General features: G+C 69.1%; 23 protein-coding genes. 14 read left to right on the plus strand and 9 right to left on the minus strand.

Going from position 1 to position 24,738, the window contains the following annotated elements:
- Window positions 1–13 precede the first annotated feature (13 nt).
- The 3 genes from C9J87_RS16780 to C9J87_RS16790 all read left to right on the plus strand — a co-directional run bounded on the left by C9J87_RS16780 (window position 14) and on the right by C9J87_RS16790 (window position 2,556).
- Window positions 14–478, plus strand: a complete 465-nt coding sequence (locus tag C9J87_RS16780) for an ArsR/SmtB family transcription factor (protein WP_198652385.1) — start codon at window positions 14–16, stop codon at window positions 476–478.
- Complete coding sequence (locus C9J87_RS16785) at window positions 475–1,728, plus strand: MFS transporter (RefSeq protein ID WP_010832501.1); 1,254 nt, start codon at window positions 475–477, stop codon at window positions 1,726–1,728. Before C9J87_RS16780 ends, C9J87_RS16785 begins: the two co-directional genes overlap by 4 nt.
- Before the next feature lie 66 nt (window positions 1,729–1,794).
- Complete coding sequence (locus C9J87_RS16790) at window positions 1,795–2,556, plus strand: SDR family NAD(P)-dependent oxidoreductase (protein WP_010832500.1); 762 nt, start codon at window positions 1,795–1,797, stop codon at window positions 2,554–2,556.
- A gap of 6 nt (window positions 2,557–2,562) precedes the next feature.
- Here the strand turns inward: C9J87_RS16790 and galK are convergent, their stop codons facing one another.
- Genes galK through C9J87_RS16805 form a run of 3 tightly spaced genes read right to left on the minus strand, consistent with a single transcriptional unit; the run spans window position 2,563 to window position 5,614 of the window.
- A complete protein-coding gene (galK, locus tag C9J87_RS16795) occupies window positions 2,563–3,720 on the minus strand; it encodes a galactokinase (RefSeq protein WP_010832499.1) in 1,158 nt (385 codons plus the stop codon).
- Window positions 3,717–4,865 (minus strand): N-acetylglucosamine-6-phosphate deacetylase, encoded by a 1,149-nt coding sequence (gene nagA / locus C9J87_RS16800; protein ID WP_010832498.1) that lies wholly within the window; start codon window positions 4,863–4,865, stop codon window positions 3,717–3,719. Before nagA ends, galK begins: the two co-directional genes overlap by 4 nt.
- Window positions 4,862–5,614, minus strand: coding sequence for a GntR family transcriptional regulator (locus C9J87_RS16805; protein WP_010832497.1), 753 nt, complete (start codon window positions 5,612–5,614; stop codon window positions 4,862–4,864). The genes nagA and C9J87_RS16805 overlap by 4 nt, the downstream gene beginning before the upstream one ends.
- Window positions 5,615–5,751: 137 nt before the next feature.
- On the opposite strand from C9J87_RS16805, the gene nagB reads away from it, so the two are divergent.
- From nagB to C9J87_RS16840, 8 genes are all read left to right on the plus strand, one after another.
- The gene (gene nagB / locus C9J87_RS16810; protein WP_010832496.1) at window positions 5,752–6,537 is read left to right on the plus strand and encodes a glucosamine-6-phosphate deaminase; all 786 of its coding nucleotides are present in this window, start codon (window positions 5,752–5,754) and stop codon (window positions 6,535–6,537) included.
- A gap of 512 nt (window positions 6,538–7,049) precedes the next feature.
- The gene (locus C9J87_RS16815; RefSeq protein ID WP_010832495.1) at window positions 7,050–7,973 is read left to right on the plus strand and encodes a LysR family transcriptional regulator; all 924 of its coding nucleotides are present in this window, start codon (window positions 7,050–7,052) and stop codon (window positions 7,971–7,973) included.
- Window positions 7,974–8,212: 239 nt separating this feature from the next.
- Window positions 8,213–9,691 carry an OFA family MFS transporter gene (locus tag C9J87_RS16820; RefSeq protein ID WP_010832494.1) on the plus strand — a complete coding sequence of 493 codons (1,479 nt, stop codon included), beginning with the start codon at window positions 8,213–8,215 and terminating at the stop codon, window positions 9,689–9,691.
- Between the two features lie 30 nt (window positions 9,692–9,721).
- Window positions 9,722–9,844: an MFS transporter small subunit gene (locus tag C9J87_RS20480; RefSeq protein WP_269634809.1), complete on the plus strand. Its 123-nt coding sequence runs from the start codon at window positions 9,722–9,724 to the stop codon at window positions 9,842–9,844.
- A gap of 45 nt (window positions 9,845–9,889) precedes the next feature.
- Complete coding sequence (locus C9J87_RS16825) at window positions 9,890–10,390, plus strand: NADH-quinone oxidoreductase subunit NuoE family protein (protein ID WP_010832493.1); 501 nt, start codon at window positions 9,890–9,892, stop codon at window positions 10,388–10,390.
- A complete protein-coding gene (locus C9J87_RS16830; RefSeq protein WP_010832492.1) occupies window positions 10,387–11,931 on the plus strand; it encodes a formate dehydrogenase beta subunit in 1,545 nt (514 codons plus the stop codon). The genes C9J87_RS16825 and C9J87_RS16830 overlap by 4 nt, the downstream gene beginning before the upstream one ends.
- Complete coding sequence (gene fdhF / locus C9J87_RS16835; protein ID WP_010832491.1) at window positions 11,928–14,735, plus strand: formate dehydrogenase subunit alpha; 2,808 nt, start codon at window positions 11,928–11,930, stop codon at window positions 14,733–14,735. The genes C9J87_RS16830 and fdhF overlap by 4 nt, the downstream gene beginning before the upstream one ends.
- A complete protein-coding gene (locus C9J87_RS16840; protein ID WP_036490479.1) occupies window positions 14,732–14,941 on the plus strand; it encodes a formate dehydrogenase subunit delta in 210 nt (69 codons plus the stop codon). Before fdhF ends, C9J87_RS16840 begins: the two co-directional genes overlap by 4 nt.
- On the opposite strand, the gene fdhD is transcribed toward C9J87_RS16840, so the two are convergent.
- From fdhD to C9J87_RS16855, 3 genes are read right to left on the minus strand one after another with little or no spacing between them, the layout of a single operon-like run.
- Complete coding sequence (fdhD, locus tag C9J87_RS16845) at window positions 14,938–15,774, minus strand: formate dehydrogenase accessory sulfurtransferase FdhD (RefSeq protein WP_010832490.1); 837 nt, start codon at window positions 15,772–15,774, stop codon at window positions 14,938–14,940. The genes C9J87_RS16840 and fdhD overlap by 4 nt on opposite strands.
- Window positions 15,762–16,982 (minus strand): MFS transporter, encoded by a 1,221-nt coding sequence (locus tag C9J87_RS16850; RefSeq protein WP_107706104.1) that lies wholly within the window; start codon window positions 16,980–16,982, stop codon window positions 15,762–15,764. The genes fdhD and C9J87_RS16850 overlap by 13 nt, the downstream gene beginning before the upstream one ends.
- Window position 16,983: 1 nt before the next feature.
- Window positions 16,984–19,272 (minus strand): FdhF/YdeP family oxidoreductase, encoded by a 2,289-nt coding sequence (locus tag C9J87_RS16855; protein WP_107706105.1) that lies wholly within the window; start codon window positions 19,270–19,272, stop codon window positions 16,984–16,986.
- A gap of 146 nt (window positions 19,273–19,418) precedes the next feature.
- Between C9J87_RS16855 and moaA the strand changes: the two genes are divergently transcribed.
- Window positions 19,419–20,432, plus strand: coding sequence for a GTP 3',8-cyclase MoaA (gene moaA / locus C9J87_RS16860; protein ID WP_010832487.1), 1,014 nt, complete (start codon window positions 19,419–19,421; stop codon window positions 20,430–20,432).
- 23 nt (window positions 20,433–20,455) lie between these two features.
- Complete coding sequence (locus C9J87_RS16865) at window positions 20,456–20,710, plus strand: DUF6457 domain-containing protein (protein WP_010832486.1); 255 nt, start codon at window positions 20,456–20,458, stop codon at window positions 20,708–20,710.
- A gap of 75 nt (window positions 20,711–20,785) precedes the next feature.
- On the opposite strand, the gene C9J87_RS16870 is transcribed toward C9J87_RS16865, so the two are convergent.
- The 3 genes from C9J87_RS16870 to C9J87_RS16880 are packed head-to-tail and all read right to left on the minus strand — an operon-like array spanning window position 20,786 to window position 23,693.
- Window positions 20,786–21,775 (minus strand): AAA family ATPase, encoded by a 990-nt coding sequence (locus C9J87_RS16870; protein WP_084623036.1) that lies wholly within the window; start codon window positions 21,773–21,775, stop codon window positions 20,786–20,788.
- Window positions 21,776–21,780: 5 nt separating this feature from the next.
- Window positions 21,781–22,209, minus strand: a complete 429-nt coding sequence (locus C9J87_RS16875; RefSeq protein WP_010832484.1) for a ribulose bisphosphate carboxylase small subunit — start codon at window positions 22,207–22,209, stop codon at window positions 21,781–21,783.
- Window positions 22,210–22,235: 26 nt separating this feature from the next.
- Entirely contained in the window at window positions 22,236–23,693 is a 1,458-nt protein-coding gene (locus C9J87_RS16880; protein ID WP_010832483.1) for a form I ribulose bisphosphate carboxylase large subunit, read from the minus strand.
- Between the two features lie 102 nt (window positions 23,694–23,795).
- Between C9J87_RS16880 and C9J87_RS16885 the strand changes: the two genes are divergently transcribed.
- Window positions 23,796–24,707: a LysR family transcriptional regulator gene (locus C9J87_RS16885; protein WP_010832482.1), complete on the plus strand. Its 912-nt coding sequence runs from the start codon at window positions 23,796–23,798 to the stop codon at window positions 24,705–24,707.
- Window positions 24,708–24,738: the final 31 nt, after the last annotated feature.

Raw genomic sequence — 24,738 nt, forward strand, 5'->3', positions numbered from 1 at the left:
GAACCCTTTGACAGTGGTCGTCCTCCTCGTGCATCCTGACCGCCCGGCCGCCGAGGTGGCCCGCGAGCTCGACCTGACCCATGCCAACGCGTCGTACCACCTCCGCGTGCTGCACGACGCCGGCGAACTGGTCGTCGAGAGCGAGGAGAAGATCCGGGGCGGTACGGCGAAGCGTTACCGCTACGTCGTCGGCGGCAACCCCGAGCGACCGGCCGGCCCGCCCGACGTCGAGGACCTCATCGCCTGGCAGGTCGCCACCAACGCGGAGGTCGTCCGGCGCCTGGCCCAGCGCGTGGCAGGCCCGACCAGCTCCTCCGACATCGAGACGTGGGTGACCCCCGAGGTCTGGCAGCGCGCGGTCGACTCGATCCGGGAGGCGATGATCCTGCTGCACGAGGAGGCCCGGCCGCCCCGGACCGAGGGCACGATCCACGTCAGCGCCTCGTCGCAGGCCTTCGTGATGGACGACCCGTCATGACGTGGGCCGACGCCGTACAACCCCTGCGCCAGCGCAACTTCGCGTGGTACTTCGGCTCCCGCTTCGTCAACACCCTCGGCAACATGATGGCCAACATCGCGTTGACCTTCGCCGTCCTCGACATCACCGACTCGGCCGCCGCGCTCGGGCAGGTGCTGGCCGCCCACACGATCCCGATGGTGCTGCTCCTGCTGTGGGGCGGCGTGATCTCCGACCGCTTCCCGCGCGAGCTCGTCATCCAGGTCTCCAACGTCGCGTCCGCGCTCACCCAGGGCCTGATCGCGTTCCTCGTGCTCACCGGCACCGCCGAGCTGTGGATGCTGATCGCGCTGTCGGTCGTGCACGGCGCGGTCTCGGCCATCTCCTTCCCCGCGATGGCGAGCCTGCTCCCCCAGCTCGTCCCCCGCGACCAGCTGCAGCCGGCCAACGCGCTGATGTCGCTGACCCGCAACGGGCTCACGGTCCTCGGCCCGACCCTCGGCGCGCTGCTCGTCGTGACCGTCGGTGCCGGCTGGGCGCTCGCCATCGATGCCGCGACCTGGCTGATCGCGGCCCTGCTGCTCATCCCGGTGAAGGTCCCGCGGGCCGAGAAGTCGGCCGAGCAGAAGAGCACCATCGCCGAGCTGCGCGAGGGCTGGAGCTTCTTCATCGGCACCACCTGGCTGTGGGCGGTCGTCCTCGGCTTCGGGTTCCTCAACATGATCCACAACGGGGCGCTCTTCGTCCTCGGTCCTGTCGTCGCCGAGGACACCATCGGTCGCCAGGGCTGGGGCTACGTCCTCTCCGCGGAGGCCCTCGGCCTGCTCGCCATGGCGGTCGTCCTGCTGCGCGTGCCGCTGCGGCGCCCGCTCTTCTGGGGCATGCTCGCCATCGCGTTCGCGTCGGTGCCGATGATCGTGCTCGGCGTCGACCCCCACCTCGTGGCCCTCGTCTGCGCCGCGTTCGTCGCGGGCGCCGGCATCGAGGTGTTCTCGATGGGCTGGAACCTCGCCATGCAGGAGAACATCGACGACCGGATGCTCTCGCGCGCCTACTCCTACGACGCCCTCGGCTCCTTCGTCGCGATGCCCGTCGGCCAGCTCGCCTGGGGTCCGCTCGGTGCCGCCTTCGGCAACTCGCGCGTCCTGGTCGTCTCGGGCATTGCGTACGCCGCCATCTGCCTGCTCGTCCTCACCTCGCGCTCGGTCCGCGACCTGCCACGGCGGGCCGCCACGGACGACGCCCTCGAGGTCGCCACGGGCGGTGGCTGACCAACCGTCTTCATCGACCCGAGGCGTTGCTGATCCACCGCTCGGGAGGGTGGCTAGGGTCTGGCCATGACCACTCCTGACATGTTCCGCCTCGACGGCAAGATCGCCATCGTCACCGGCGCCTCCAGTGGCATCGGCGTCGCCTTCGCCCAGGCCCTCGCCGAGGCCGGCGCCGACCTCGTCCTCGGCGCCCGCCGCGTCGAGAAGCTCGCCGACACCGCCAAGCTCGTCGAGTCCACCGGCCGTCGTGCCCTCACGGTCGCTACCGACGTGGCCGACCCCGAGCAGTGCCAGGCCCTCGTCGACGCCGCGATGGCGGAGTTCGGTCGCGTCGACGTGCTCGTCAACAACGCCGGCGTCGGCACCGCCATCCCCGCGACCCACGAGACGCCCGAGCAGTTCCGCTCCGTCATCGACGTCAACCTCAACGGGTGCTACTGGATGGCGCAGGCCTGCGGCCGGGTCATGCAGCCCGGGTCGTCGATCATCAACATCTCGTCGGTGCTCGGCATCACCACCGGCGGTCTCCCCCAGGCGGCCTACAGCGCGTCCAAGGCAGGTCTCAACGGCCTGACCCGCGACCTGGCCCAGCAGTGGATGGAGCGCAAGGGCATCCGGGTGAACTCGATCGCGCCGGGCTTCTTCGCCTCCGAGATGACCGACACCTACCCCGACGGCTACCTCGACCTCGCCATGCAGCGTGTGCCCGCCCGCCGCAAGGGCGACCCCGCCGAGCTCGCCGCGACCGTCGTCTTCCTCGCCTCCCCCGCCGCCGGCTACATCACCGGCCAGACCCTGCCTGTCGACGGCGGTATGACGATCGCCTGACGCTCGTCAGTCGGTGACGACGCCCGCGCCACCGCCCGCGGTGGCGCGCCACGCCCGCGGCTCCGCCCAGCCGCGCTCCGCGAACTCCCGCACCACCGCCTCGGTCGCGGGAGCCACCGCCTCGTCGGGCAGCAGCGCGATCGCCGAGCCGCCGAAGCCACCCCCGGTCATCCGGGCGCCGAGGGCGCCCTGGGCCAGGCAGGTCTCCACGGCCACGTCGAGCTCGGCGCAGGACACCTCGAAGTCCTCGCGCAGCGAGGCGTGGGACTCCGTGAGCCGGGCTCCGAACGCCTCCACATCGCCAGACGAGAGGGCCGTGACGCACGACGTGACGCGCTCGATCTCGGTGAGGACGTGCCGGGCCCGGCGCGCGACGACCTCGTCGTCAGCCAGGGCCTCCAGGGCCGCCGACGGGTCGGTGACCTCGCTGAGCAGGCCGACCCCGAGTCGGCGAGCGGCCTCCTCGCAGGAGGCCCGCCGATCGGCGTACCCACCGTCGGTCAAGGCGTGCGAGGCGCGGGTGTCGACGACGAGCAGCGCCAGGCCGTGGACCTCCGGCTGCCAGCGGACGTGCGTGGTGGACCCCGTCGCCGTGTCGAGCAGGAGCGCGTGGCCGGCGCGGGCGAGCAGCGACACGGTCTGGTCCATGCCGCCCGTGGGTGCGCCCGCGACCTCGCGCTCCGCGCGGATGCAGTCCTCGATCAGCTGGCGCCGGTGCGCCTCGCTGTCGCGCTGCCCCAACGCCTCGCCCACGGCCAGCGCGACCGAGCACTCGAGGGCCGCCGAGCTGGACAGCCCTGCGCCCACCGGCACGTGTCCGTCCACCAGCACGTCGAGGCCCGGCAGCTCCACGCCGCGCTCGCGCATCGCCCACAGCACCCCCGTGACGTAGGCCGCCCAGCCGGCGGCGTGACCCGGGCCCAGCGTCCCCACGTCACCTGTCCAGGGCGCCGGCTCCTGCCTGCTCCGGACGGTCACGAGGCCGTCGGCGCGCAGGCGGACAGCGGCGTACGTCGACAGCGCGAGCGCCATCGGCAGGCAGCGTCCGCCGTTGTAGTCGACGTGCTCGCCGATCAGGTTGACCCGGCCCGGGGCGGACGCGACTGCGTCGGGCCGGGCGTCGAGGTGGGCCGCGAAGTCGGCGCGGAGCCGCTGCGCGCTCACGCGGACCCGTCGGTCCCGAGCCAGCGACCCCGGCGCATGACCCGGCGGACCCGGGTGGACTCGTCGAGGACGACGAGGTCGGCGTGCGCGCCGGGCTCGATGCGCCCGATGGCGTCGCACCCGAGCACCCCGGCCGGGGTGAGGGTGACGGCGTTGACGGCCTCCACGAGGTCGACACCGGCGACGTGCACGGCGTGCCGCAGCGCCTGCGCGAGGGTGATCGCGCTGCCCGCGATGGCGCCGGAGGGCTGGGCCCTGGCCACGCCGTCCGCGACGTCCACGACGAGGTCGCCGAGGCGGTAGCGACCGTCGGTGCCCGCGGCGGCGGCCATGGCGTCGCTGACGAGGGCGAACCGGCCCGCTGCTGCCCGGGCCGTCGCGTTGAGCACCGACGGATGGAGGTGGACTCCGTCCGCGATCAGCTCCACGACGACCTCGGGCCGCTCCAGCAGGGCGAGGACCAGGCCGGGCTCACGGTGGTGCGGGGCGCGCGCGCCGTTGAACAGGTGGGTCGCCACCCGAACGCCCGCGTCGACGGCCTCCTGGGCGAGCGCGTAGGTCGCATCGCTGTGACCGAGCGCGGCGATCACACCGAGGTCGAAGAGGTGCTTCACCGCCGCCAGGCCGCCGGGGCGCTCGGCGGCCAGCGTCACCATGCGTACGGCGCCGGGAACCGCGTCGAGGAGCCGGTCGACCTCGTCGAGCGCCGGGTCGCGGAACAGCTCCGGGTCGTGCGCCCCGCAGTGCTCGGCCGAGAGCCACGGGCCCTCGAGGTGCACGCCGAGCAGGTCGCCGGTGGCCACGAGCGGCGCCAGCGCCCTGATCTGCTGCTCGAGCGAGTCGAGGGTCCCGGTGACGAGACTGGCGACCGACGAGGTCGTGCCGTGGCGTCGGTGGGCGTCCAGGACGACGCGGGCGGCGTCGGCCCCCTCGGAGAACGACTCCCCACCACCCCCGTGGCAGTGCAGGTCGACGAAGCCCGGTGCCAGCGCGACGGCTCCGAGGTCCAGGGCGGGCGTGCTCGGCTCGCCACCGGTCACGTCGGTGATGCGGCCGCCCTCGACGTGCACCCAGCCCGGGGCGTGGACGGTCTCGGGGGTCAGCACGCGGTCGGCCCGCAGCAGCAGTGCGGGCTCGTTGTTCACAGTGCCTCCGTGGGTCCGGTGCGCATGGACGGGTCGAGGCTCATGTGCAGGGCGTAGCGGTCGCCTCGGTACCAGCTCGTGACGTGCTCGACCGGTCTCCCGCCGCTGCGTGAGCGGCGCTCGAAGGCCAGCAGCGGCGCGCCCACGGGCACCTGGAGCAGCTCCGCCTGCCGGGCGTCCGCTGCGCTCGCCCACACCGTCTGGTCCGCCGCGTCGACCGGGGTGTCGTAGGCGGTCGAGAGCAGGGCGTAGAGCGACCCGGTCAGGTCGTGGGCGTCGAGGTCGGTCACGAGGTCGGCGTTGACCCAGTCGACCTCGAGCGCCATCGGAGCACCGTCGGCCAGTCGGACGCGCTCGAGCCGCCAGCCGGCGCAGCCGCCGAAGAAGGCGGCGACCGCTCCCGTCGTCGGCTGCCGCGAGACCCCGACGAGCGTCGAGGACGGCGCCAGTCCACGCCGGCGCATGTCGTCGCTGAACGACGCCATGTGCAGGTTGCTGCGGACCCGGTCTCGGGCGACGAAGGTGCCCTTGCCCTGCGCGCGCTCCAGCACCCCGTCGTTGACCAGGGAGTCGATCGCCGTGCGCACGGTGGTGCGGCTGATGTCGTAACGCTCGGTCAGCGATCGCTCGGAGGGCATCGGGCTCCCCGGCTCCAGCGAGCCGGCGAGCGCAGCCAGCGTGCGCTGCAGGGCGCGGTGCTTGGGCTCGGGGTCGCCGGCGGCGAGGAGGGGGGCGGAGTCGTGCGTCACGCACGGCAAGATACCACCACTGGTCCGGTCCAGTGCGGCGCTCGTGATCGCCTCGCCACCCGCTCGACACTGTCGATTGACTCAGGTGGTACGTACCACTACCGTCGCAGAGGAACGCCGACGCGGAAGGACGTGCTGTGGAAGTCATCATCGTGGAGACCGTCGAGGAGGTCGCGCGGGTCGCAGCCGACGGCATCAGCGAGCTCTGCGAGAGGAACCCCCGAGCCGTCCTGGGCGTGGCCACCGGTTCGAGCCCGGTCGGCGTCTACGACGAGCTGGGCCGCCGCGTCGCCGCGGGCGAGCTGTCGCTCGCGCAGGCGCGGGCGTTCATGCTCGACGAGTACGTCGGGCTCCCCGCGACGCACCCCGAGCTCTACCGCAACGTCATCCAGCGCGACTTCGCCGACAAGGTGGACATCGAGGCCGACGCCATCGCCGGCCCCGACGGAGGTGCCGACGACCTGGCCGCTGCGTGCGCGGCGTACGAGCAGGCGATCGTGGACGCGGGCGGCGTCGACCTGCAGCTCCTGGGGATCGGCACGGACGGACACGTCGCCTTCAACGAGCCCGGCTCCTCGCTCGCCTCGCGGACCAGGATCAAGACCCTGACCCGGCAGACCCGCGCCGACAACGCCCGCTTCTTCGGCGACCGGCTCGACGACGTCCCCCAGCACTGCCTCACCCAGGGCATCGGCACCATCCTCGTCGCGCGACACCTGCTGCTGGTGGCCACCGGCCGGCACAAGGCGGAGGCCGTGCACCACCTCGTCGAGGGCCCGGTCACGGCGATGTGGCCGGCGAGCGCCCTGCAGCTGCACCCGCACGTGACGGTCGTCCTCGACCCGGGCGCCGCCTCGCGCCTGCAGCTCGGCGACTACTTCAAGGAGACGTACGCCGCCAAGCCGGCGTGGCAGGGACTCTGACACAGCAAAAACGCCGGCCCGGGGCCGGCGTTTCTGTGATGGTGGAGGTGAGGGGACTCGAACCCCTGACCCTCTGGTGCGGTCCGCCGAGTCCCCTCATCTCGAGGAAACTCGGCCCCACTCGGCCACACACCGCCTGACCTGCGACGACGCTCTGAATCGTGTTCGTTGTCGACTCACGATACCGCGCGGTCTCGGGCCATTTTGTCCCGAATCGGGCCATCTGCGACTCCAAAGTGCTGCTTTTCTGCTGCTCCCGGCGCTACCCGACGCACTGCCGCCACGCGACAGCTTCGGACTCACCACCTGCAAGCGCCTGCCCATCGGACCAGCCAAAAATCAACCTCTTCAAACTTGGGCGCGGTTCACATCGACGCAGATCAAGATGTCACCGATCCGTGCAGCAGACCCACCCCCGTCCGAGAGCCGGGTGTACTGCGTGTCTGGCCGCTTGCGATCTCAGGCGACGCCAAGACGGCTGGACGTGCCTCGCGTCTGGTATCCATGACCGCATGCTGCTGCGCCAGATGGAATATCTCGTCGCCCTGGCGCGCGAAGGACACTTCGGACGCGCGGCGGAGGCGTGCCATGTGTCGCAACCGGGGCTCTCGGCCGGCATTCGCAAGCTCGAGGCCGAGCTAGGGGTGCAAATAGTCCAACGTGGCCAACGCTTCGAGGGATTGACCCCCGAGGGCGAGGAGATCCTGCGTTGGGGGCAGCGCGTCCTCGCCGAGCGGGCCTCGCTCGGTCAGACGCTATCGAGCATGCGCGAAGGCGCGTCCGGGGTTCTCCGCATCGGCGCAATCCCGACGGCGATGAGCGTCTCCCCGCTGCTCATCGCACCGCTCGCCGAACTCCATCCCTTGGTGACCTTCTCGCTCGAATCGCTGTCCTCACGCGAGATCGCCAGCCGGCTCAACGACTTCGACATCGACGTGGGCATGACCTATGTCGACGGTGAACCGCTCGGCCGCGTACGGGTGGTCCCGCTCTATCGCGAGACCTACCTGTTCCTCACCCCGGCCGAGGGCGAGTATGCGGACCGGAAATCGATCACGTGGGCCCAGGCAGCCGCGGCGCGACTCTGCCTGCTCGCGCCCGTGATGCAGAACCGGCGCATCCTCGACGGCTACTTCGCCGAGGCCGACGCGGAGGCCAAGCCCATTGTCGAGACCGACAACATCTCGGCCGTCTATGCGCACGTGGCCGCGATGCGACTGTCCAGCGTCATCCCCCACACCTGGCTGCACAGCTTCAACGTTCCCGAGGGCACCCGAGTACTGCCCCTGCCCCAGCCCAAGCGTCCCCTTCACGTCGGACTCGTGCTGGCCGGCAGCGGTCCCGAGCCCCTGCTCGCTCGCGCGCTGGTCAAGACGGCCCGTCAGGTGGACTTCGCCCGGGTGCTGGAAGACCTGAAGAAGTCGCTTCCTTCATAGAATTCGGTTATCAACGGATCCAAGTTGGGACTTTGACCTTCGTCACACCCGACCCTAGGTTCTTGGCACGAGGGGGAGTCAGCCGCCCATCAACCTGTCCCCCGCAGCGGCCTCACAAGGTCACGATCACACGCCGGTTCACCCCACGGGGGGATGTCCACGCCATCGCTCCCTGATGTGCTCAGCCGATCACATCTGGCCCGCAGTTCACCGTCTGACCTCATCTCTGGAGGTGCGCCTTGTCCGCCCTGTCGTTCCTGGATCGCGAACACACCATTGCTCCACCCGGCTACAGCCGTTGGCTGATCCCGCCGGCAGCCCTGGCCATCCACCTCTGCATCGGCCAGGCCTACGCCACCAGCGTGTACAAGATCGCGCTGGTCGAGCACTTCGGCGCGAGCTTGACCTCCGTCGGCTACATCTTCTCCGTAGCGATCGTGATGCTCGGTGTCTCAGCGGCGCTCTTCGGCACCTGGGTCGACCGGGTGGGCCCTCGGAAGACGATGTTCACCGCGGCCTGCTGCTGGGCCTCCGGCTTCCTGGTCGCTGCGCTCGGCATCCAATCCGGTCAGCTGTGGCTGGTCTATCTCGGCTACGGCTTCATCGGTGGAATCGGACTGGGTCTCGGCTACATCTCACCAGTGTCCACGCTGATCAAGTGGTTCCCCGATCGGCCCGGGCTGGCCACCGGCATGGCAATCATGGGCTTCGGTGGTGGCGCGATGGTTGCCTCCCCGTTGTCGCAGAAGCTGCTCGTGGCGTACGGCGGTGACACCTTCGGCGGGGACGCCGTCATGAAGCTTTTCCTCACCCTCGCCGTCATCTACTTCGTCTTCATGATGTTCGGCGTCTTCACCGTCAAGGTCCCGCCCCCGGGCTGGGCTCCGGCGGGCTTCGACCCGAGCACGATCAAGTCCAAGAAGATGGTGACCTCGAACCACGTCTCGGCGGCCAATGCGATCAAGACGCCGCAGTTCTGGCTGCTGTGGACCGTGCTGTTCTGCAACGTCACCGCGGGAATCGGAATCCTGGAAAACGCCAAGCCGATGCTGGAGGACTTCTTCCGAGATGACAGCGGCAACTCGACGGTGGCGGCCGCCACTGCGGCCGGATTCGTCGGCCTGCTCTCACTGGGCAACATGACCGGCCGATTCGCCTGGTCCACGACCTCGGACTACCTCGGCCGGAAGATGACCTACGTGATGTACCTCGGCGGTGGGATGCTGCTGTTCTTCGGTGTTGCCACGATCGGCGAAACCTCGACCGGCCTCTTCGTTCTACTGATGGTGCTCATCATCTCCTATTACGGCGGTGGCTTCGCCACCGTGCCGGCCTACCTGCGAGACCTGTTCGGCACCTTCCAGGTTGGCGCGATCCACGGCAGGCTCCTCACTGCCTGGTCGGCAGCGGGCATCGCCGGACCGCTGATCATCAACGCGATCCTCGATGCCCAGGGCAAGGAGCCTGGCACCCTGATCGCGGGCGACTATCGCAGCCCGATCCTCATCATGGTCGGCATCCTTGCGGTCGGCTTCGTCGCCAACCTGCTCATCACTCCGGTCTCCGACGGCTTCCACGAGAAGGGAGCCGTAGTCGACGCCGTCGACCGCCACCACAAGCAGGACACCGGCGTTGAGCCGGAGGACATCCCGATCATCGAGGAGGAGCTGATCGCGCAGCGCCGCCTTGAGACCGACCCCGACCTGCGACCCAACTGAAAACCCTCGCATCCAGGAGGAACACACATCATGAACGCAGAGCACCACGTCGACCACACCGCGCGGATCACGGCCTCGTGGGCCCTCGTCGGGATCCCGCTCGGCTACGGCCTCTTCAACGCGATCAAGGCGGCCGCGCAGCTCTTCGCCTGACCCGCCGCCGCCGACCAACCGCCTCGATCCGACGAGGAGCAGCGCATGACCATCCAGACAACCACGGATCTCCAGGAAGTCGTCGAAGCGGTCGTCCGGGAGCATCGCGACGAACGAGGTCCGCTCCTGGTCGTCCTCCAGGACATCCAGCGGCGGATGGGGCATCTCGATCCTGACGTCGTGCCGCTCGTGGCATCCGCCCTCAACCTCTCTCGGGCCGACGTGCACGGAGTCGTGACCTTTTACCACGACTTCCACGAAGCGCCTCGGGGCGCCGTGACCATCAAGCTGTGCCGGGCCGAGGCCTGCCAGTCGATGGGAGCGGAGGCCGTCGTCGCCGAAGTCAAGGACCTCCTCGGCATCGGGATCGCGGAGACCGCGGCCGACGGCTCGGTGAGCCTCGACCAGGTCTTCTGCCTGGGCAACTGCGCCCTGGGACCCGCCGCCCAGATCAACGGTCGCCTGTACGGACGGGTCGACCGGGACACCATCCTCGACGTTCTGCGGAGTGATCTGCAGGGCGAGACCCTGAGTGAGGCGCCGTGATCACCGTCTACGTTCCCTGCGACTCCGCTGCCCTCTCGATCGGCGCGGATGAGGTCGCGATGGCGATCGAGTGCGAGGCTGCCCTGCTCGGTCTCGAGATCGACCTGGTCCGCAACGGCACCCGCGGCATGCTGTGGCTGGAGCCCCTGGTGGAGGTGGCGACTCCCGCCGGCCGCATCGGCTACGGCCCGGTCCGGCCCGAGGCCGTCGCGGACCTGATCGCGGCCGGGCTGCTCGACGGAGCCGACCACGAGCTCAACCTCGGTGTGGTCGACGAGCTGCCGTGGATGCGCGACCAGCAGCGGCTCTGCCTGGCCCGGGTCGGCATCACCGACCCGCTCTCGCCCGAGGACTACGTCGCCAACGGCGGCAACGCAGGGCTCCGGCGGGCGCTGTCCATGCCACCCGCCGACGTCATCGCCGAGGTCACCGAGTCCGGCCTGCGTGGCCGGGGCGGCGCCGGGTTCCCGGCCGGCATCAAGTGGAAGACGGTTGCCGACACAGAGGACGACCTGAAGTTCGTCTGCTGCAACGCCGACGAGGGCGACAGCGGCACCTTCGCCGACCGGATCGTCATGGAGGGCGATCCGTTCAGCCTGCTCGAGGGCATGACCATCGCCGGCTACGCCGTGGGCGCCTCCGAGGGCTACATCTACCTGCGTTCGGAGTATCCCGACGCCGCTGCCACCACCGGGCAGGCGATCGAGACGGCCCGCGAGCAGGGCTGGCTCGGTGACGATGTCCTCGGCTCCGGGTTCAAGTTTGACATCCACCTCCGGCTCGGTGGCGGCGCCTACATCTGCGGCGAGGAGACCTCGATGCTCGAGTCCCTCGAGGGCAAGCGCGGCATGGTCAGGGCCAAGCCGCCGATCCCCGCCATCACCGGCCTCTTCGGCAGACCGACCGTGGTCAACAACGTCCTCACCCTGACCAGCGTCGGGGCGATCCTCGCCGACGGTGGTCAGGGCTACGCCGCCCTCGGCCTCGACCGCTCCCGGGGCACCCAGGTGTTCCAACTGGCCGGCAACATCAAGCACGGTGGCGTCTTCGAGTCGGCCTTCGGCATCTCGCTCGAGAAGCTCGTGAACGAGTACGGCGGCGGGACCCTCAGTGGACGCCCCCTCCGCACGGTCCAGGTCGGCGGTCCCCTGGGTCAGTACATCCCCGCTGACGGCCTCGACATCCCCACCGATTACGAGGCATTCGCCGCGGCCGGAGCGATGCTCGGACATGGCGGGATCGTGGTGTTCGACGACACCGTCAACATGGCCTCGATGGCGCGCTTCGCGATGGAGTTCTGCGTCGCGGAGTCGTGCGGCAAATGCACGCCCTGCCGTGTCGGCTCGGTGCGCGGGGTGGAGACCATCGACAAGATCGTCGCCGGGGTGGACCGCGACCGGAACCTCACGCTGCTCAACGATCTGTGCGACCTGATGGTCGACGGATCCCTGTGTGCGATGGGCGGGCTGACCCCCAACCCCGTCAGGAGCGCGCTTCAGCACTTCCCGGAGGACTTCTCGACCTTGGAGGCAGGACAATGACCCTGTACGCCGACCACGACCTCGGCACGCCGGCACCTGCGCAGGACGCACCGCCGCTGACCCTCGAGATCGACGGGGTGTCGGTCACGGTGCCCCAGGGAACGTCGGTGATGCGCGCCGCGGCGCTCGCCGGCATCGACGTCCCCAAGTTGTGCGCGACCGACAGCCTCGACGCGTTCGGCTCATGTCGCCTGTGCCTCGTGGAGGTCGAAGGCGGTCGGGGCACTCCGGCGTCATGCACCACTCCGTGCGCTGACGGCATGAAGGTGAACACGCGCACCGACAAGGTCGACAAGCTCCGTCAAAGCGTCATGGAGCTGTATCTCTCCGACCACCCCACCGACTGTCAGACCTGTTCACCGACGGGTGGTTGCGAGCTCCAGGATCTCGCCACCACCGTGGGTCTGCCCGACATGCGCTACGGCCTCGAGGGCATCAACCACCTCAATCTGCCGGTGGACGACAGCAACCCCTACTTCACCTTCGACCCGACGTCGTGCATCTCCTGCTCGCGTTGCGTCAGGGCGTGCGGCGAGATCCAGGGCACTTTCGCGCTCACGATCGAGGGCCGTGGCTTCGACTCGAAGGTGTCCGCCAGCGCCGGGGAGACCTTCCTGGAGTCGGAGTGTGTCTCGTGCGGCGCCTGCGTCGCGGCCTGCCCCACGTCGGCACTGCAGGAGAACTCGGTGATCGAGCTGGGCCTGCCGACGCGCACCGTCAAGACCACCTGCGCCTACTGCGGCGTGGGCTGCTCGTTCAACGCCGAGCTCCAGGGTGACGAGCTCATCCGGATGGTTCCGGACAAGACCGGTGGGGCCAACGAGGGCCACGCCTGCGTCAAGGGCCGCTTCGCGTACGGCTACGCCAGCCACGAGGACCGCCAGCTGAACCCGATGATCCGCGAGAGGATCACCGACGACTGGCAGGTCGTCGACTGGGACACCGCGATCAACTATGTCGCCCAGAAGATGAAGACCATTCAGACCGAGCACGGCGTCGGCGCGATCGGGGGCATCACCTCGTCGCGAACGACAAACGAGGAGGTGTACGTCGTCCAGAAGATGGTGCGAGCCGCGTTCGGGAACAACAACGTCGACACCTGCGCCCGCGTGTGCCACTCCCCCACCGGTTACGGACTCAAGCAGACCTTCGGGGAATCGGCCGGCACCCAGGACTTCCGCTCGGTCGCCAAGGCGGACGCCATCGTCGTCATCGGCGCCAACCCCACCGACGGGCATCCGGTGTTCGCGTCCCGGATGAAGCGTCGGCTGCGCGAGGGCGCACAGCTGGTCGTGATCGACCCCCGCCGGATCGACCTGGTCCGGTCGCCGCACATCGAGGCCGCCTACCACTTGCCGCTTGCCCCGGGCACCAACGTCGCGATGGTCAACGCGCTGGCCCACGTGGTGGTCACCGAGGGTCTCGTCGACCGGGCCTTCGTGGACGCGCGCTGCGAGGACTTCGATGGTTGGGCCGAGTTCATCTCGAGCCCGGAGCACAGCCCCGAAGTCGCCCAGGAGGTCACCGGCGTCCCGGCCGAGGACATCCGCGCTGCCGCCCGTCTGTACGCCACTGCGGAGAACGGAGCCATCTACTACGGCCTCGGTGTCACCGAGCACAGCCAGGGTTCGACGATGGTGATGGGCATGGCCAACCTCGCCATGGCGACCGGCAACATCGGTCGCGAGGGAGTGGGAGTCAATCCACTGCGCGGCCAGAACAACGTGCAGGGCTCCTGCGACATGGGTTCCTTCCCGCACGAGCTGCCCGGCTACCGGCACGTCTCCGACGACGCCGTGCGGGAGGTGTTCGAGAAGCTTTGGGGCACCCGCATCACACCCACCCCGGGGTTGCGGATCCCCAACATGTTCGACTCCGCGCTGGACGGCTCGTTCCGCGGGCTCTACGTACAGGGCGAGGACATTGCCCAGTCCGACCCGAACACCAGCCACGTCTACGCCTCGTTGAAGTCGCTGGACCTGCTGGTGGTCCAGGACCTCTTCCTCAACGAGACCGCGCAGCTGGCGCACGTCTTCCTGCCCGGCACATCCTTCCTGGAGAAGGACGGCACCTTCACCAACGCCGAGCGCCGCATCAACCGGGTCCGTCCCGTGATGGCGCCCGCCACTGGAAAGCACGAGTGGCAGATCCCGTGCGACATCGCGCAGGCGATGGGCTATGACATGTCGTACGACGACCCCAGCCAGATCATGGATGAGATCGCGACCCTGACGCCGACGTTCAAGGGGGTCTCCTTCGCCCGGCTCGACGCCCTCGGCAGCGTCCAGTGGCCGTGCAACGACGAGGCACCCGAGGGCACCCCCACGATGCACGTCGAGGACTTCACCCGGGGCAAGGGCCGCTTCATGGTGACGACGTTCGTACCGACCACGGAGCGGGCCACCCGCAAGTTCCCGCTGATCCTGACCACCGGCCGGATCCTGAGCCAGTACAACGTCGGCGCCCAGACCCGGCGGACGCCGAACGTGATGTGGCACGCCGAGGACATCTTGGAGATCCATGCCAGCGACGCCGAGATGCGGGGCATCCACGACGGCGACGAGGTGACCATCACCAGCAGGACGGGCGAGACCGTGCTGCGCGCGGTGATCTCGGATCGAATGCCGCCCGGGGTGGTCTACACGACCTTCCACTACCCGCTCAGCGGCGCCAACGTCGTCACCACGGACAACTCCGACTGGGCGACGAACTGCCCTGAGTACAAGGTGACCGCCGTCCAGGTCACGGTGGGCACCGGCCTGCACGACACCGACGTCGAGCTCGCCGCACGGGCGGCGCGATGATCACCGCCCCGGCGCTCCGGCTGGCCGGCGACATCCTGGCCCAGTTCCGGCACCTGCCCGACGACCAGGCGGTCGACACCGTCGCCAACCACATCCGGATGTTCTGGGACCCGCGCATGCGCGCCCAGCTGCTCGAGCTCGCCACCTCGGCCGGCGCGGACTGCGACCCGCTGGTGAGCCGGGTCGTGACATCCCTCGGGGACTAGGACACGGACACCGGGCTGAGGCGGTCGGCGCCGGAATAGACGTTCATCGACGTTCCCCGAAGGAAGCCGACGAGCGTCAGTCCGCTCTCCTCGGCGAGCTCGACTGCCAGCGAGGAGGGGGCCGACACCGCCGCGAGCGCCGGGATGCCTCCCATCACCGCCTTCTGGACCAGCTCGAAGGAGGCGCGCCCGCTCACCATCAAGACCGTCCCACGCAGAGGCACCATGCCCTGCAGGAGCGCATGTCCGATCACCTTGTCGACCGCGTTGTGCCGCCCGACGTCCTCTCGCATCACCACCATGTCCCCATCGGCGGAGAACAGCCCGGCGGCATGCAAGCCACCCGTGGTGTCGAACACGCGCTGGGCTTCACGGAGCCTGTCGGGAAGGACTGCGAGGACCGCCGGTTCGACGACGAGCGGGTCGTCCGCAACGGACCAGGCCGCCTGGGTGCGGACCGCGTCGAGGCTGGCCTTGCCGCAGAGTCCGCACGAGGAGGTCGTGTAGAAGTTCCGCTCCAGCGAGGGATCGGGCGCGGCGACACCGGGCGCGAGACGGACGTCGACCACGTTGTAGGTGTTGCTCCCGTCGGCCGTCGCCCCGGCGCAGTAGCGCACGGCGGCGACCTCCTCGGCGTGGTGGATGACACCCTCGCTGACCAGGAAGCCCACGGCGAGGTCGAAGTCGTTGCCGGGCGTGCGCATGGTGACCGTCAGGGCCCGGCCGTTCACGCGGATCTCCATCGGCTCCTCGGCCGCCAGAGTGTCCGGTCGATGACTGGCCACACCGTCACGTAGTCGGAGCACCCGTCGGCGTACTGTCACTCGGCCCATGGCTGGGCTCCTCTCATCGCAGTGTCGTGTCGGTAGCTGAACGTGGCCGCGATCGCCAGGCAGACCAGGCCCACAGCGGCCAGGCCGGCGAGGAGCGTCGGGTAGGACAGCGAGGTGGCGCTGATCGCCAGCAGCAGGGGCGCCAGGAAGCCACTGTGTGCGACCCCCTGGAAGAGCGCCGATGCCGTGGGCCGTGCGCCGGGGCTCGCCAGCCGCTCGATCTCGGTCAACCCGGACTCGAGCGTGAGCCCGTAGCCGGCACCCAGGACGACCGCCGCCGCCAGAACGAGCAGCGGCGAGACCAGCTCGACGGCGATCGCCCCCACCAGGAGACCGACCACAACCGTCGACATCGCGAGCAGGGTGGCCCGGGCGGTGCCGGGGCGGTCGATCCGCACGGCCAGCGGTTGCACCGCGAGGCCGACGCTGAGCGTCACCGCGGCGACCAGTCCGCTGAACAATGGCTCGTAGCCGTGCACCCGATCGATCACCAGCGGCGGCAGCACGACGTAGGAGACTGTGACGGCCGCGAAGATCGCCGGACTCGCGGGCAGGACCACTCCGACGAACCGCGGATGCCGCACCACCGACCAGCGATCGGCGTCGCGCCTGCCATCCGTCGCCGACCCGATCGGCCCACGCCGTGGCGCGATGTCGGGGACGCCGCGGGTGGCGACGAGCACGAGCAGGGACAGCCCGCCGTGCACCAGGCAGGGCAGCACCATCGGGGCGGGCAGCCACTCGGCCATCGCACCGGCGGCGAGCGGACCGAAGGCGAAGCCCGCGCCGACGGCGTACACGGCCAGCCGGACCGCGCGATCGACCCCGATCCCGCCGGCGACGCCCTGCAACCAAACTCCGCCAGCGGAGACGATGATGCCGACGCCGACGCCCGTCAGCAATCGACTCATGTAGACGGCTCCGGGCGACACAACCGCGGCTGCGAGGAGCAGGCTGGACACGACGGTGAGGGCCAGTGCGAGTCGAACGACCCGGCGCCGACCGAACCGGTCCGCGGCCCGATCACCCAGCAACAGTCCGGGCACCAGGCCGATGAGGTAGACGGTGAACATCGCGATCACCGTCAGGGTGGTCCACCCCTCGGCACTGCGATAGACGACCGAGAGCGGGGTGAACTGGTTGGCGCCCCAGCCGCCGAGCACCAGCGTCGCGGCCACCGGCGTCCAGGCGCGCGCTGGCCCGAACACGTCAGCCTGCCGATGCGGGTGCGGGTTCCAGACGCACGATGATGCCCTTGGACGTCGGGGTGTTGCTGACGTCGGCGACGCTGTCCAGCGGCACCAGCACGTTTGTCTCCGGGTAGTACGCCGCCGCGGAGCCGCGCGAGGCGGGGTAGGCCACCACCCGGAACGCCGGCGCCCGGCGCTCGGTGCCGTCGCGCCATACGCTCACGAGATCCACGAGCTGACCGTCGACGAGGCCAAGGCCCGCGACGTCGTCCGGGTTGACCATCACCACCCGGCGGGCGTCGTGGATGCCGCGGTAGCGGTCATTCATCGCGTAGGGGATGGTGTTCCACTGGTCGTGGGACCGCAGCGACTGCAGCACCAGGTGACCGGGAGGCGCCTCGAGCCACGTGAACTCGTTGCAGGAGAAGACGGCCTTGCCACTCGGCGTCGGGTAGACGTGCTCGTTGACCGGGTTGGGCAGCCGGAAGCCGCCGGGCTGGGCGACTCGCTCGTTGAAGTTCTCGAAGTCGGGCACGACCCGGGCGATCCGGTCGCGGATGGTGCCGTAGTCGGCCTCGAACTCCTCCCACGGGATGTCGAACCCGTCGCCCAGGGTGCGTCGGGCGAGCTGCGCCAGGATCGCGACCTCGCTCAGCAGGTGTGGCGAGGCGGGCTCGAGGCGCCCACGTGAGGAGTGCACCTCGCTCATCGAGTCCTCGACGGTGACGAATTGCTCCCCGGTGGCCTGGATGTCGCGGTCGCTACGCCCGAGGGTCGGCAGGATCAGCGCGGTCTCGCCGCACACGGTGTGCGAGCGGTTCAGCTTGGTGGAGATCTGCACGGTGAGGCGACAGTTGCGCAGTGCCGCCTCCGTGACATCGCTGTCCGACATCGCGCGGACGAAGTTTCCGGCCACGCCGATGAAGACGCTCGCCGCGCCGTCGCGCATCGCCCGGACCCCATCGACCGAGTCGTAGCCGTGCCTTGTCGGCGGAGCGAAACCGAACTCGGCCTCGAGTGCGTCGAGGAACGACTGGGGCATCTGCTCCCAGATGCCCATGGTCCGGTCGCCCTGGACGTTGCTGTGGCCACGGACGGGGCACACGCCCGCGCCGGGCTTGCCGAGGTTGCCGCGCAGGAGCAGGAAGTTGACCACCTCGCGGATGGTCGGCACGCCGTGCTTCTGCTGCGTGAGACCCATGGCCCAGCACACGATGGTCTTGTTGCTCTCGAGGACGCGGGCGAACAGCTCCTCGATCTCTGTTCGCGCCAGTCCGGTGGCGAGCAGAACGTCGTCCCACGAGACCGTTCGTGCGTGCTCGGAGAACGCCTCGAACCCAGTGGTGTGGCGCCGGATGAACTCGTGGTCGAGCACCGTTCCGGGAGCGGCGTCCTCGGCCTCCAGCAGGAGCCGGTTGAGCATCTGGAACAGCGCGAGGTCGCCACCAGGGCGTATCAGCACGAACTGGTCGGCGATGGTCGTGCCCCGGCCGATGACACCGCGCGCCTTCTGCGGGTTCTTGAATCGGATGAGACCGGCTTCGGGCAGCGTGTTGACCGCGACGATCTTCCCGCCGTTGCGCTTCGTCTCCTCGAGAGCCGAGAGCATGCGCGGGTGGTTGGTGCCCGGGTTCTGGCCCACGACGAAGATCAGATCCGACTCGTAGATGTCGTCCAGGCTCACACTGCCCTTGCCGATGCCGAGCGTCTCCCCCAGAGCCGAGCCGCTCGACTCATGACACATGTTGGAGCAGTCCGGCAGGTTGTTGGTCCCGTAGGCGCGGGAGAACAGCTGGAGCAGGAAGGCAGCCTCGTTGTTGAGCCGCCCGGAGGTGTAGAACATGGCCTCGTCCGGCGACCCCAGCGCGTTCAGCTCACCGGCGATCAGGTCGAACGCCTCGTCCCACTCGATGCGCTCGTAGTGGTCCGCACCGGGTCGCTTCACCATGGGTGCGGTCAGCCGGCCCTGCTGGTTGAGCCACCAGTCCGACTTGCCGTCCAGCTCCGTGATCGAGTTCTCGGCGAAGAACTCCTCGGTGACGCGCTTGGTCGTCGCCTCGTCGTTGATGTGCTTGGCGCCGTTCTCGCAATACTCGTTCTTCGGGCGGTGCTTGCCCTCCGGCCAGGCACATCCCGGGCAGTCGAAGCCCTTGACCTGGTTGATGTTGAGCAACGTCAGGGCGGTACGCCGCACCGAGTTCTGCGAGAGGGAGTACTCCAGCGCATGGACCACGGCCGGTACGCCGGCGGCGTACGACTTCGGAGGTGTGACCTTCAAGTGGTCATCGGGGTCCGTGGTGATGTCCATGACATCCAGAATTCAGCCGGACGTCATGATAAGTCAAAGCGATCATTTGGATGGGTCGATAGCCACCACCTCTTATTACAAGGAGTGATCGACCGATCGCGAACAGCACGTTGACGTGGTCGCAGGGAGCCACGACCGTGGGGCCTGTGGCCACAGCAAACCCCGCAGTCCCTGACGCCCTGGTCGACACGTTCGGCCGGGTGCACACGGACCTGCGTGTGTCGCTGACCGACCGCTGCAACCTGCGGTGCACCTACTGCATGCCCGAGGAGGGCCTGGCCTGGCTCCCCCGGCAGGATCACCTCACCGACGACGAGGTGGCTCGGCTGGTGCGCATCGCCACCACCCGACTGGGCATCCGGACCGTACGCCTCACCGGTGGCGAGCCACTGCTGCGCCGCGGTCTGCCGGGGCTCGTCGGCCTCCTGGCAGCGGAGACCCCGGGACTCGAGCTGAGCATGACCACCAACGGGGTCGGCCTGGCCAGACAGGCTGCCGCACTGCACGCGGCGGGCCTGCGCCGGGTCAACGTCAGCCTCGACACCCTCCGCCCGGAGCGCTACCTGGCGATCACCCGCCGGGACCGGATCACCGACGTGTTCGACGGCCTGCGTGCCGCCCAGGAAGCGGGTCTGGCTCCGGTCAAGGTCAACGCCGTCCCGGTCCGCGGTGTCAACGACGACGAGATCGCCGACCTCGCCCAGTTCGCGGTTGAGCAGGGCTACCGGATGAGGTTCATCGAGTCGATGCCACTGGACGCTCAGGGGGCCTGGGACCGGGCCAGCATGATCCCGGCCGCGGAGATCCTGGAGCGGCTGGAGCAGCGTTTCGAGCTCACCCCGGTGCCCCGCGACGGCAACGCGCCCGCCGAGGAGTGGCGGATCGCCGGGACCGACGCCGTCGTAGGCGTGATCGCCAGCGTCACCCGGTCGTTCTGCGGAGGGTGCGACCGAGTTCGGTTGACTGCGGACGGGCAGTTGCGCAACTGCCTGTTCGCCAGCCAGGAGACGGATCTGCGCGGACTCCTCCGCACTGGCGCCGACGACGCCGACATCGAGACCGCGTGGCGGGCCAGCGTGGCGGCCAAGGGCCCCGGCCATCTGATCAACAGCATCGACTTCCGTCAGCCCGAGCGCCCGATGTCCGCCATCGGCGGCTGAGTAGCACCCGAGAGGAGAGCCGGATGAGCTCGATGCACGACTGGCTGGACGAGGCGAAGGTCGCGTTAGGGGTGGACCTCGACATCGACGTCGACGGGCTGCTCGAGATGACGCGCGTGGTCGCCCACGACATCGCCCGCCCTGCTGCTCCTCTGACCGCCTTCCTGGTCGGCTACGCCGCCGCTCAGCGTGGCGGAGGTGCCGTGTCGGTGGCCGCGGCCAACCGCACGGTCACCGAGCTGGCCGGCCGCCTCGCAGGACGGACCGACGACGCCTGACCCGACCGGGCAGGCTCGACGAAATCGGGTCGGCGCCGCGCTCCTGGTGAGCACGGCGCCGACCCGATTCGGCTCTCAACCGGCGGTCTCGTCTTCGGGCTGGTCGCTGAAGAGGCTGCTGCCACGGATGTCCTCTGCGGTGAGCAGGATCAGGTCCTGCTTCCCCAAGGGACGGTCGAGCCCGACCAGTCGCCGTGCCTGACGCAGCCGACAACGCTCGATCGCGTTGCGGACACTGCGTGCGTTGGAGAAGTTCGGCCGTGGCATCCGAAGAGTGAGGTAGTCCGAGAAGACCTCGCGTGCCTGCTCGTCGAACCGGAAGTTCTCCTCCGCGACCATCAGCTCGGCGATCTGCATCAGCTCGCCGTGGTCGTAGTCCTCGAACTCGATGTGGTGCGGGACCCGGGAGCTGAGCCCGGGGTTCGCCGAGAAGAACGTCGCCATCCGGTCGGGATAGCCGGCGAAGATGACCACGAGGTTTCCTCGGTCGTTCTCCATCTCGGTGAGCAGGATCTCGATGACCTCCTGTCCGTAGTCCCTCTCGTTCTCGGGGCGGAACAGGTAGTAGGCCTCGTCGATGAAGAGGATCCCCCCTGCTGCCTTGGCGATCGCCTCCTTCGTCTTCGGCGCGGTGTGGCCGATGAACTGACCGACGAGGTCGTCGCGAGTGACGACGTGGACCCGCGGCGCCCGGATGTAGCCGAGCGCGTGCAGGATCGCCGCCATCCGCATGGCCACGGTGGTCTTGCCGGTGCCCGGTCCTCCCGTGAAGCTCATGTGGAGGGTGGGCTTCGACGATGACAGGCCGAACTGGCTGCGGGCCCGGTCGACCTGGAGCAGCGAGGCGATCTCCCGGACCCTGCGCTTGACCGATGCCAGCCCGACCAGCTCCGCGTCGAGTGCAGCCAGGGTCTCCTCGACCCTGGCTGCGGCCTCGTCCGCGGAGAGGTCCAGCTCGGCGTCGTCCGCGAGGATGACGGCCTGGGCCGTGTCCTCGCCGGTCGTGTCGGTCGCTCCCCCGCCGGCGGCGGCCGGTGGTGGATACCCGAATCCCTGGGACGCCATGATGTTCACTCCCTCGCGTAGCGCGTTCCGGCCGGGCGATCGGTGGCATACGACCTCACCGAGTACCGCTGGACCCGGTCATGGGCGTCCTGGCGCTCGAGCAGCAGGCCGGGCTCGTTGGTCGGCCGTTGGACCAGGAACGACATGGCGGTCGTCTGCTTGCCGAGCCTGGCGTCGTAGGCGAGCACGCGGATGTAGTGCTCCGGCTGGGCCGCTCGACACTCGTTGATCTGCCTGATGACGCCGTCGGGCTCGACCAGGTCGAACATCGGCAGGCCCCACATCTCCCAGTAGATGTTGCGTGGGTGCGGGTCGTCGGTGTACTCGATGGACACCGGCCACTCGTGGTCGAGCGCGTACTTCACCTGGGCCGCGATCTCCTCGTCGGTGAGATCTGGCAGGTAGGAGAAGGTGCCGTAGTGGATCTTGCTCATGGTGTGCTCCTCTCGGTGGGTTGTCGTCAGGACGGCGTCGCGGTGGGGACGAAGTCCGGAGCGTCGGTGCTGGTGTAGTCGAAGGTGACGTCACCCCAGGTGGACAGTGCTGCCTCCAGCGGCTGGCAGGTCTTGGCCGCGTTGCGGAGCACGTCAGCACCCTCGCGCAGCAGGTCCTTGCCCTCGTTGCGGGCCTTGACCATCGCCTCGAGCGCGACCCGGTTGGCCTCGGCGCCCGCGGCGATGCCGTAGGGGTGCCCGATCGTGCCGCCACCGAACTGCAGGATCACGTCGTCCTGGAAGAGGTCCAGCAGCTGGTGCATCTGCCCGGCGTGGATGCCTCCCGAGGCGACGGGCATGACGCCCGGCATCGAGGCCCAGTCCTGGTCGAAGAAGATGCCGTTCTCCAGGTTGGTCGCGACCTTGTCCTCGCGCAGCGTGTCGTAGAAGCCGCGCGTGGTGGCCGGGTCGCCCTCGAGCTTGCCGACGACCGTGCCGGCGTGCAGGTGGTCGACACCCATCAGGCGACACCACTGGGAGATCACCCGGAAGCTGACGCCGTGCGTCTTCTGTCGGGTGTACGTCGAGTGGCCGGCGCGGTGCAGGTGGAGCAGCAGGCCGTTCTCGCGGCACCAGTTCGCCATCGACTGGATCGCCGTGTAGCCGATGGTGAGGTCGATCATCACGATGACGCTGCCGATCTCCTTGGCGAACTCCGCCCGGCGATACATCTCCTCCATGGTGCCGGCGGTGATGTTGAAGTAGTGACCCTTCAGCTCACCGGTCTCGGCCATCGCCTTGTTGACACCCTCCATGCCGAAGAGGAACCGGTCGCGCCACCGCATGAACGGCTGGGAGTTGATGTTCTCGTCGTCCTTGGTGAAGTCGAGGCCACCCTTGCAGGCCTCGTAGACGACACGGCCGTAGTTGCGAGCCGACAGGCCGAGCTTCGGCTTGATCGTGGCGCCGAGCAGTGGGCGACCGTACTTGTTGAGGAACTCCCGCTCCATGACGATGCCGTGCGCGGGCCCCTGGAAGGTCTTCTTGTAGGCGACCGGGATCCGCATGTCCTCCAGGCGCAGCGCCTTCAGCGGCTTGAACCCGAAGACGTTGCCGATGATCGAGGAGGTCAGGTTGGCGATCGATCCCTCCTCGAAGAGGTCGATGTCGTAGGCGATATAGGCGAAGTACTCCCCGGGTCGGCCCGGCACGTCATCGACCTTGTAGGCCTTGGCCTGGTAGTGCGAGTTGGCGGTCAGCCGGTCCGTCCAGACCACCGTCCAGGTCGCGGTCGACGACTCGCCCGCCACGGCCGCGGCGGCCTCGATCTTGTCCACACCGTCCTGTGGAGTCATCCGGAAGACCGCGAGGATGTCGGTCTCCTTCGGTTCGTAGTCGGGGTTCCAGTAGCCCATGCCTGCATAGCTCTGGACGCCTGGGTCCCAACGCTCCTTGATCTCCGTGCTCTCTTCGATGGTTGTCATCGCGGTTTCCTTTCCGGTTGCCTGCGGGAGCACCAGTCTGTGGGGGCAACTGATCAACTACAATTGACTCTTCACCGCTGATCATTAAGGGATGAGTTATCCATGGCCAACCCCACGGACCTGCCGGCAGCCGCCACCTGGGCTCGCCTGCAGACCTTCATCGCCGTCTACGACGGCGGCAGCGTCCGGGTCGCCGCCGAGTCGCTCCACGTGACGCCGCCTGCCGTCTCCGCCGCCATCTCGGCGCTGGAGTCGGCGCTCGGCGTACCCCTCTTCACCAAGGCGGGTCGCGGCATCGTGCCCACCGACGCGGGCGACATCTTCGCGTCCTACGTCCACAAGCTGCTGGGCCTGCTGGTCGAGGCCTCCGGAGCCGTGCACGACGCCGATCGCGGCCGCGTCCGCATCGGGGCCGTCGCGACCGCGAGCGAATACGTCCTTCCTCCCCTGATCGCGTCCTTCGCCCGTGAGCACCCCCACGTCGAGCTGTCGCTGTCGGTGCTGCCACGAGACGAGCTTTTCGCACTGGCCGCCGATCACCACGTCGACGTGGTGCTGGCCGGCCGCCCCCCACGAGGGTCGGGGCTGATCACCCGAGCCCGCCGCCCCAACAGGCTCCTGCTGGTCGGACGCCCCGGACTCGAGGGCGACCCGTTGACCACTCCGTGGCTGCTCACGGCGGTCGGCTCCGGCACCCGGGACACGACGCTGTCCCTCCTCAACCGGCTCCAGGCGGCGCCCCCGCTCCTCACGCTGGGCACCTCCGGAGCGGTCGTGGCCGCTGCGCGGCAGGGGCTGGGAGTGACCCTCGTGCACGAGGAGGCCGTGCGTGGCCAGGTCGCCAGCGGGGAGCTCACCACCTACCCGCTCGCCGGCACGCCCCTGGACCGCCCCTGGCACCTCTGCACCAGCGCCGAGCCGACGTCGGCGACGCGGTTGTTCGTACGGCACGTCAGCAACCAGGAGAGCGTGGGGGAAGCCGGGTTTCACACCCGGGATCGCCCGAAGGGGTGAGTCCTTCGTCGCGGCAGCCTGCGCATGCTGC

The sequence above is a fragment of the Nocardioides allogilvus genome (assembly GCF_003047285.1).
GTDB lineage: Bacteria > Actinomycetota > Actinomycetes > Propionibacteriales > Nocardioidaceae > Nocardioides > Nocardioides allogilvus.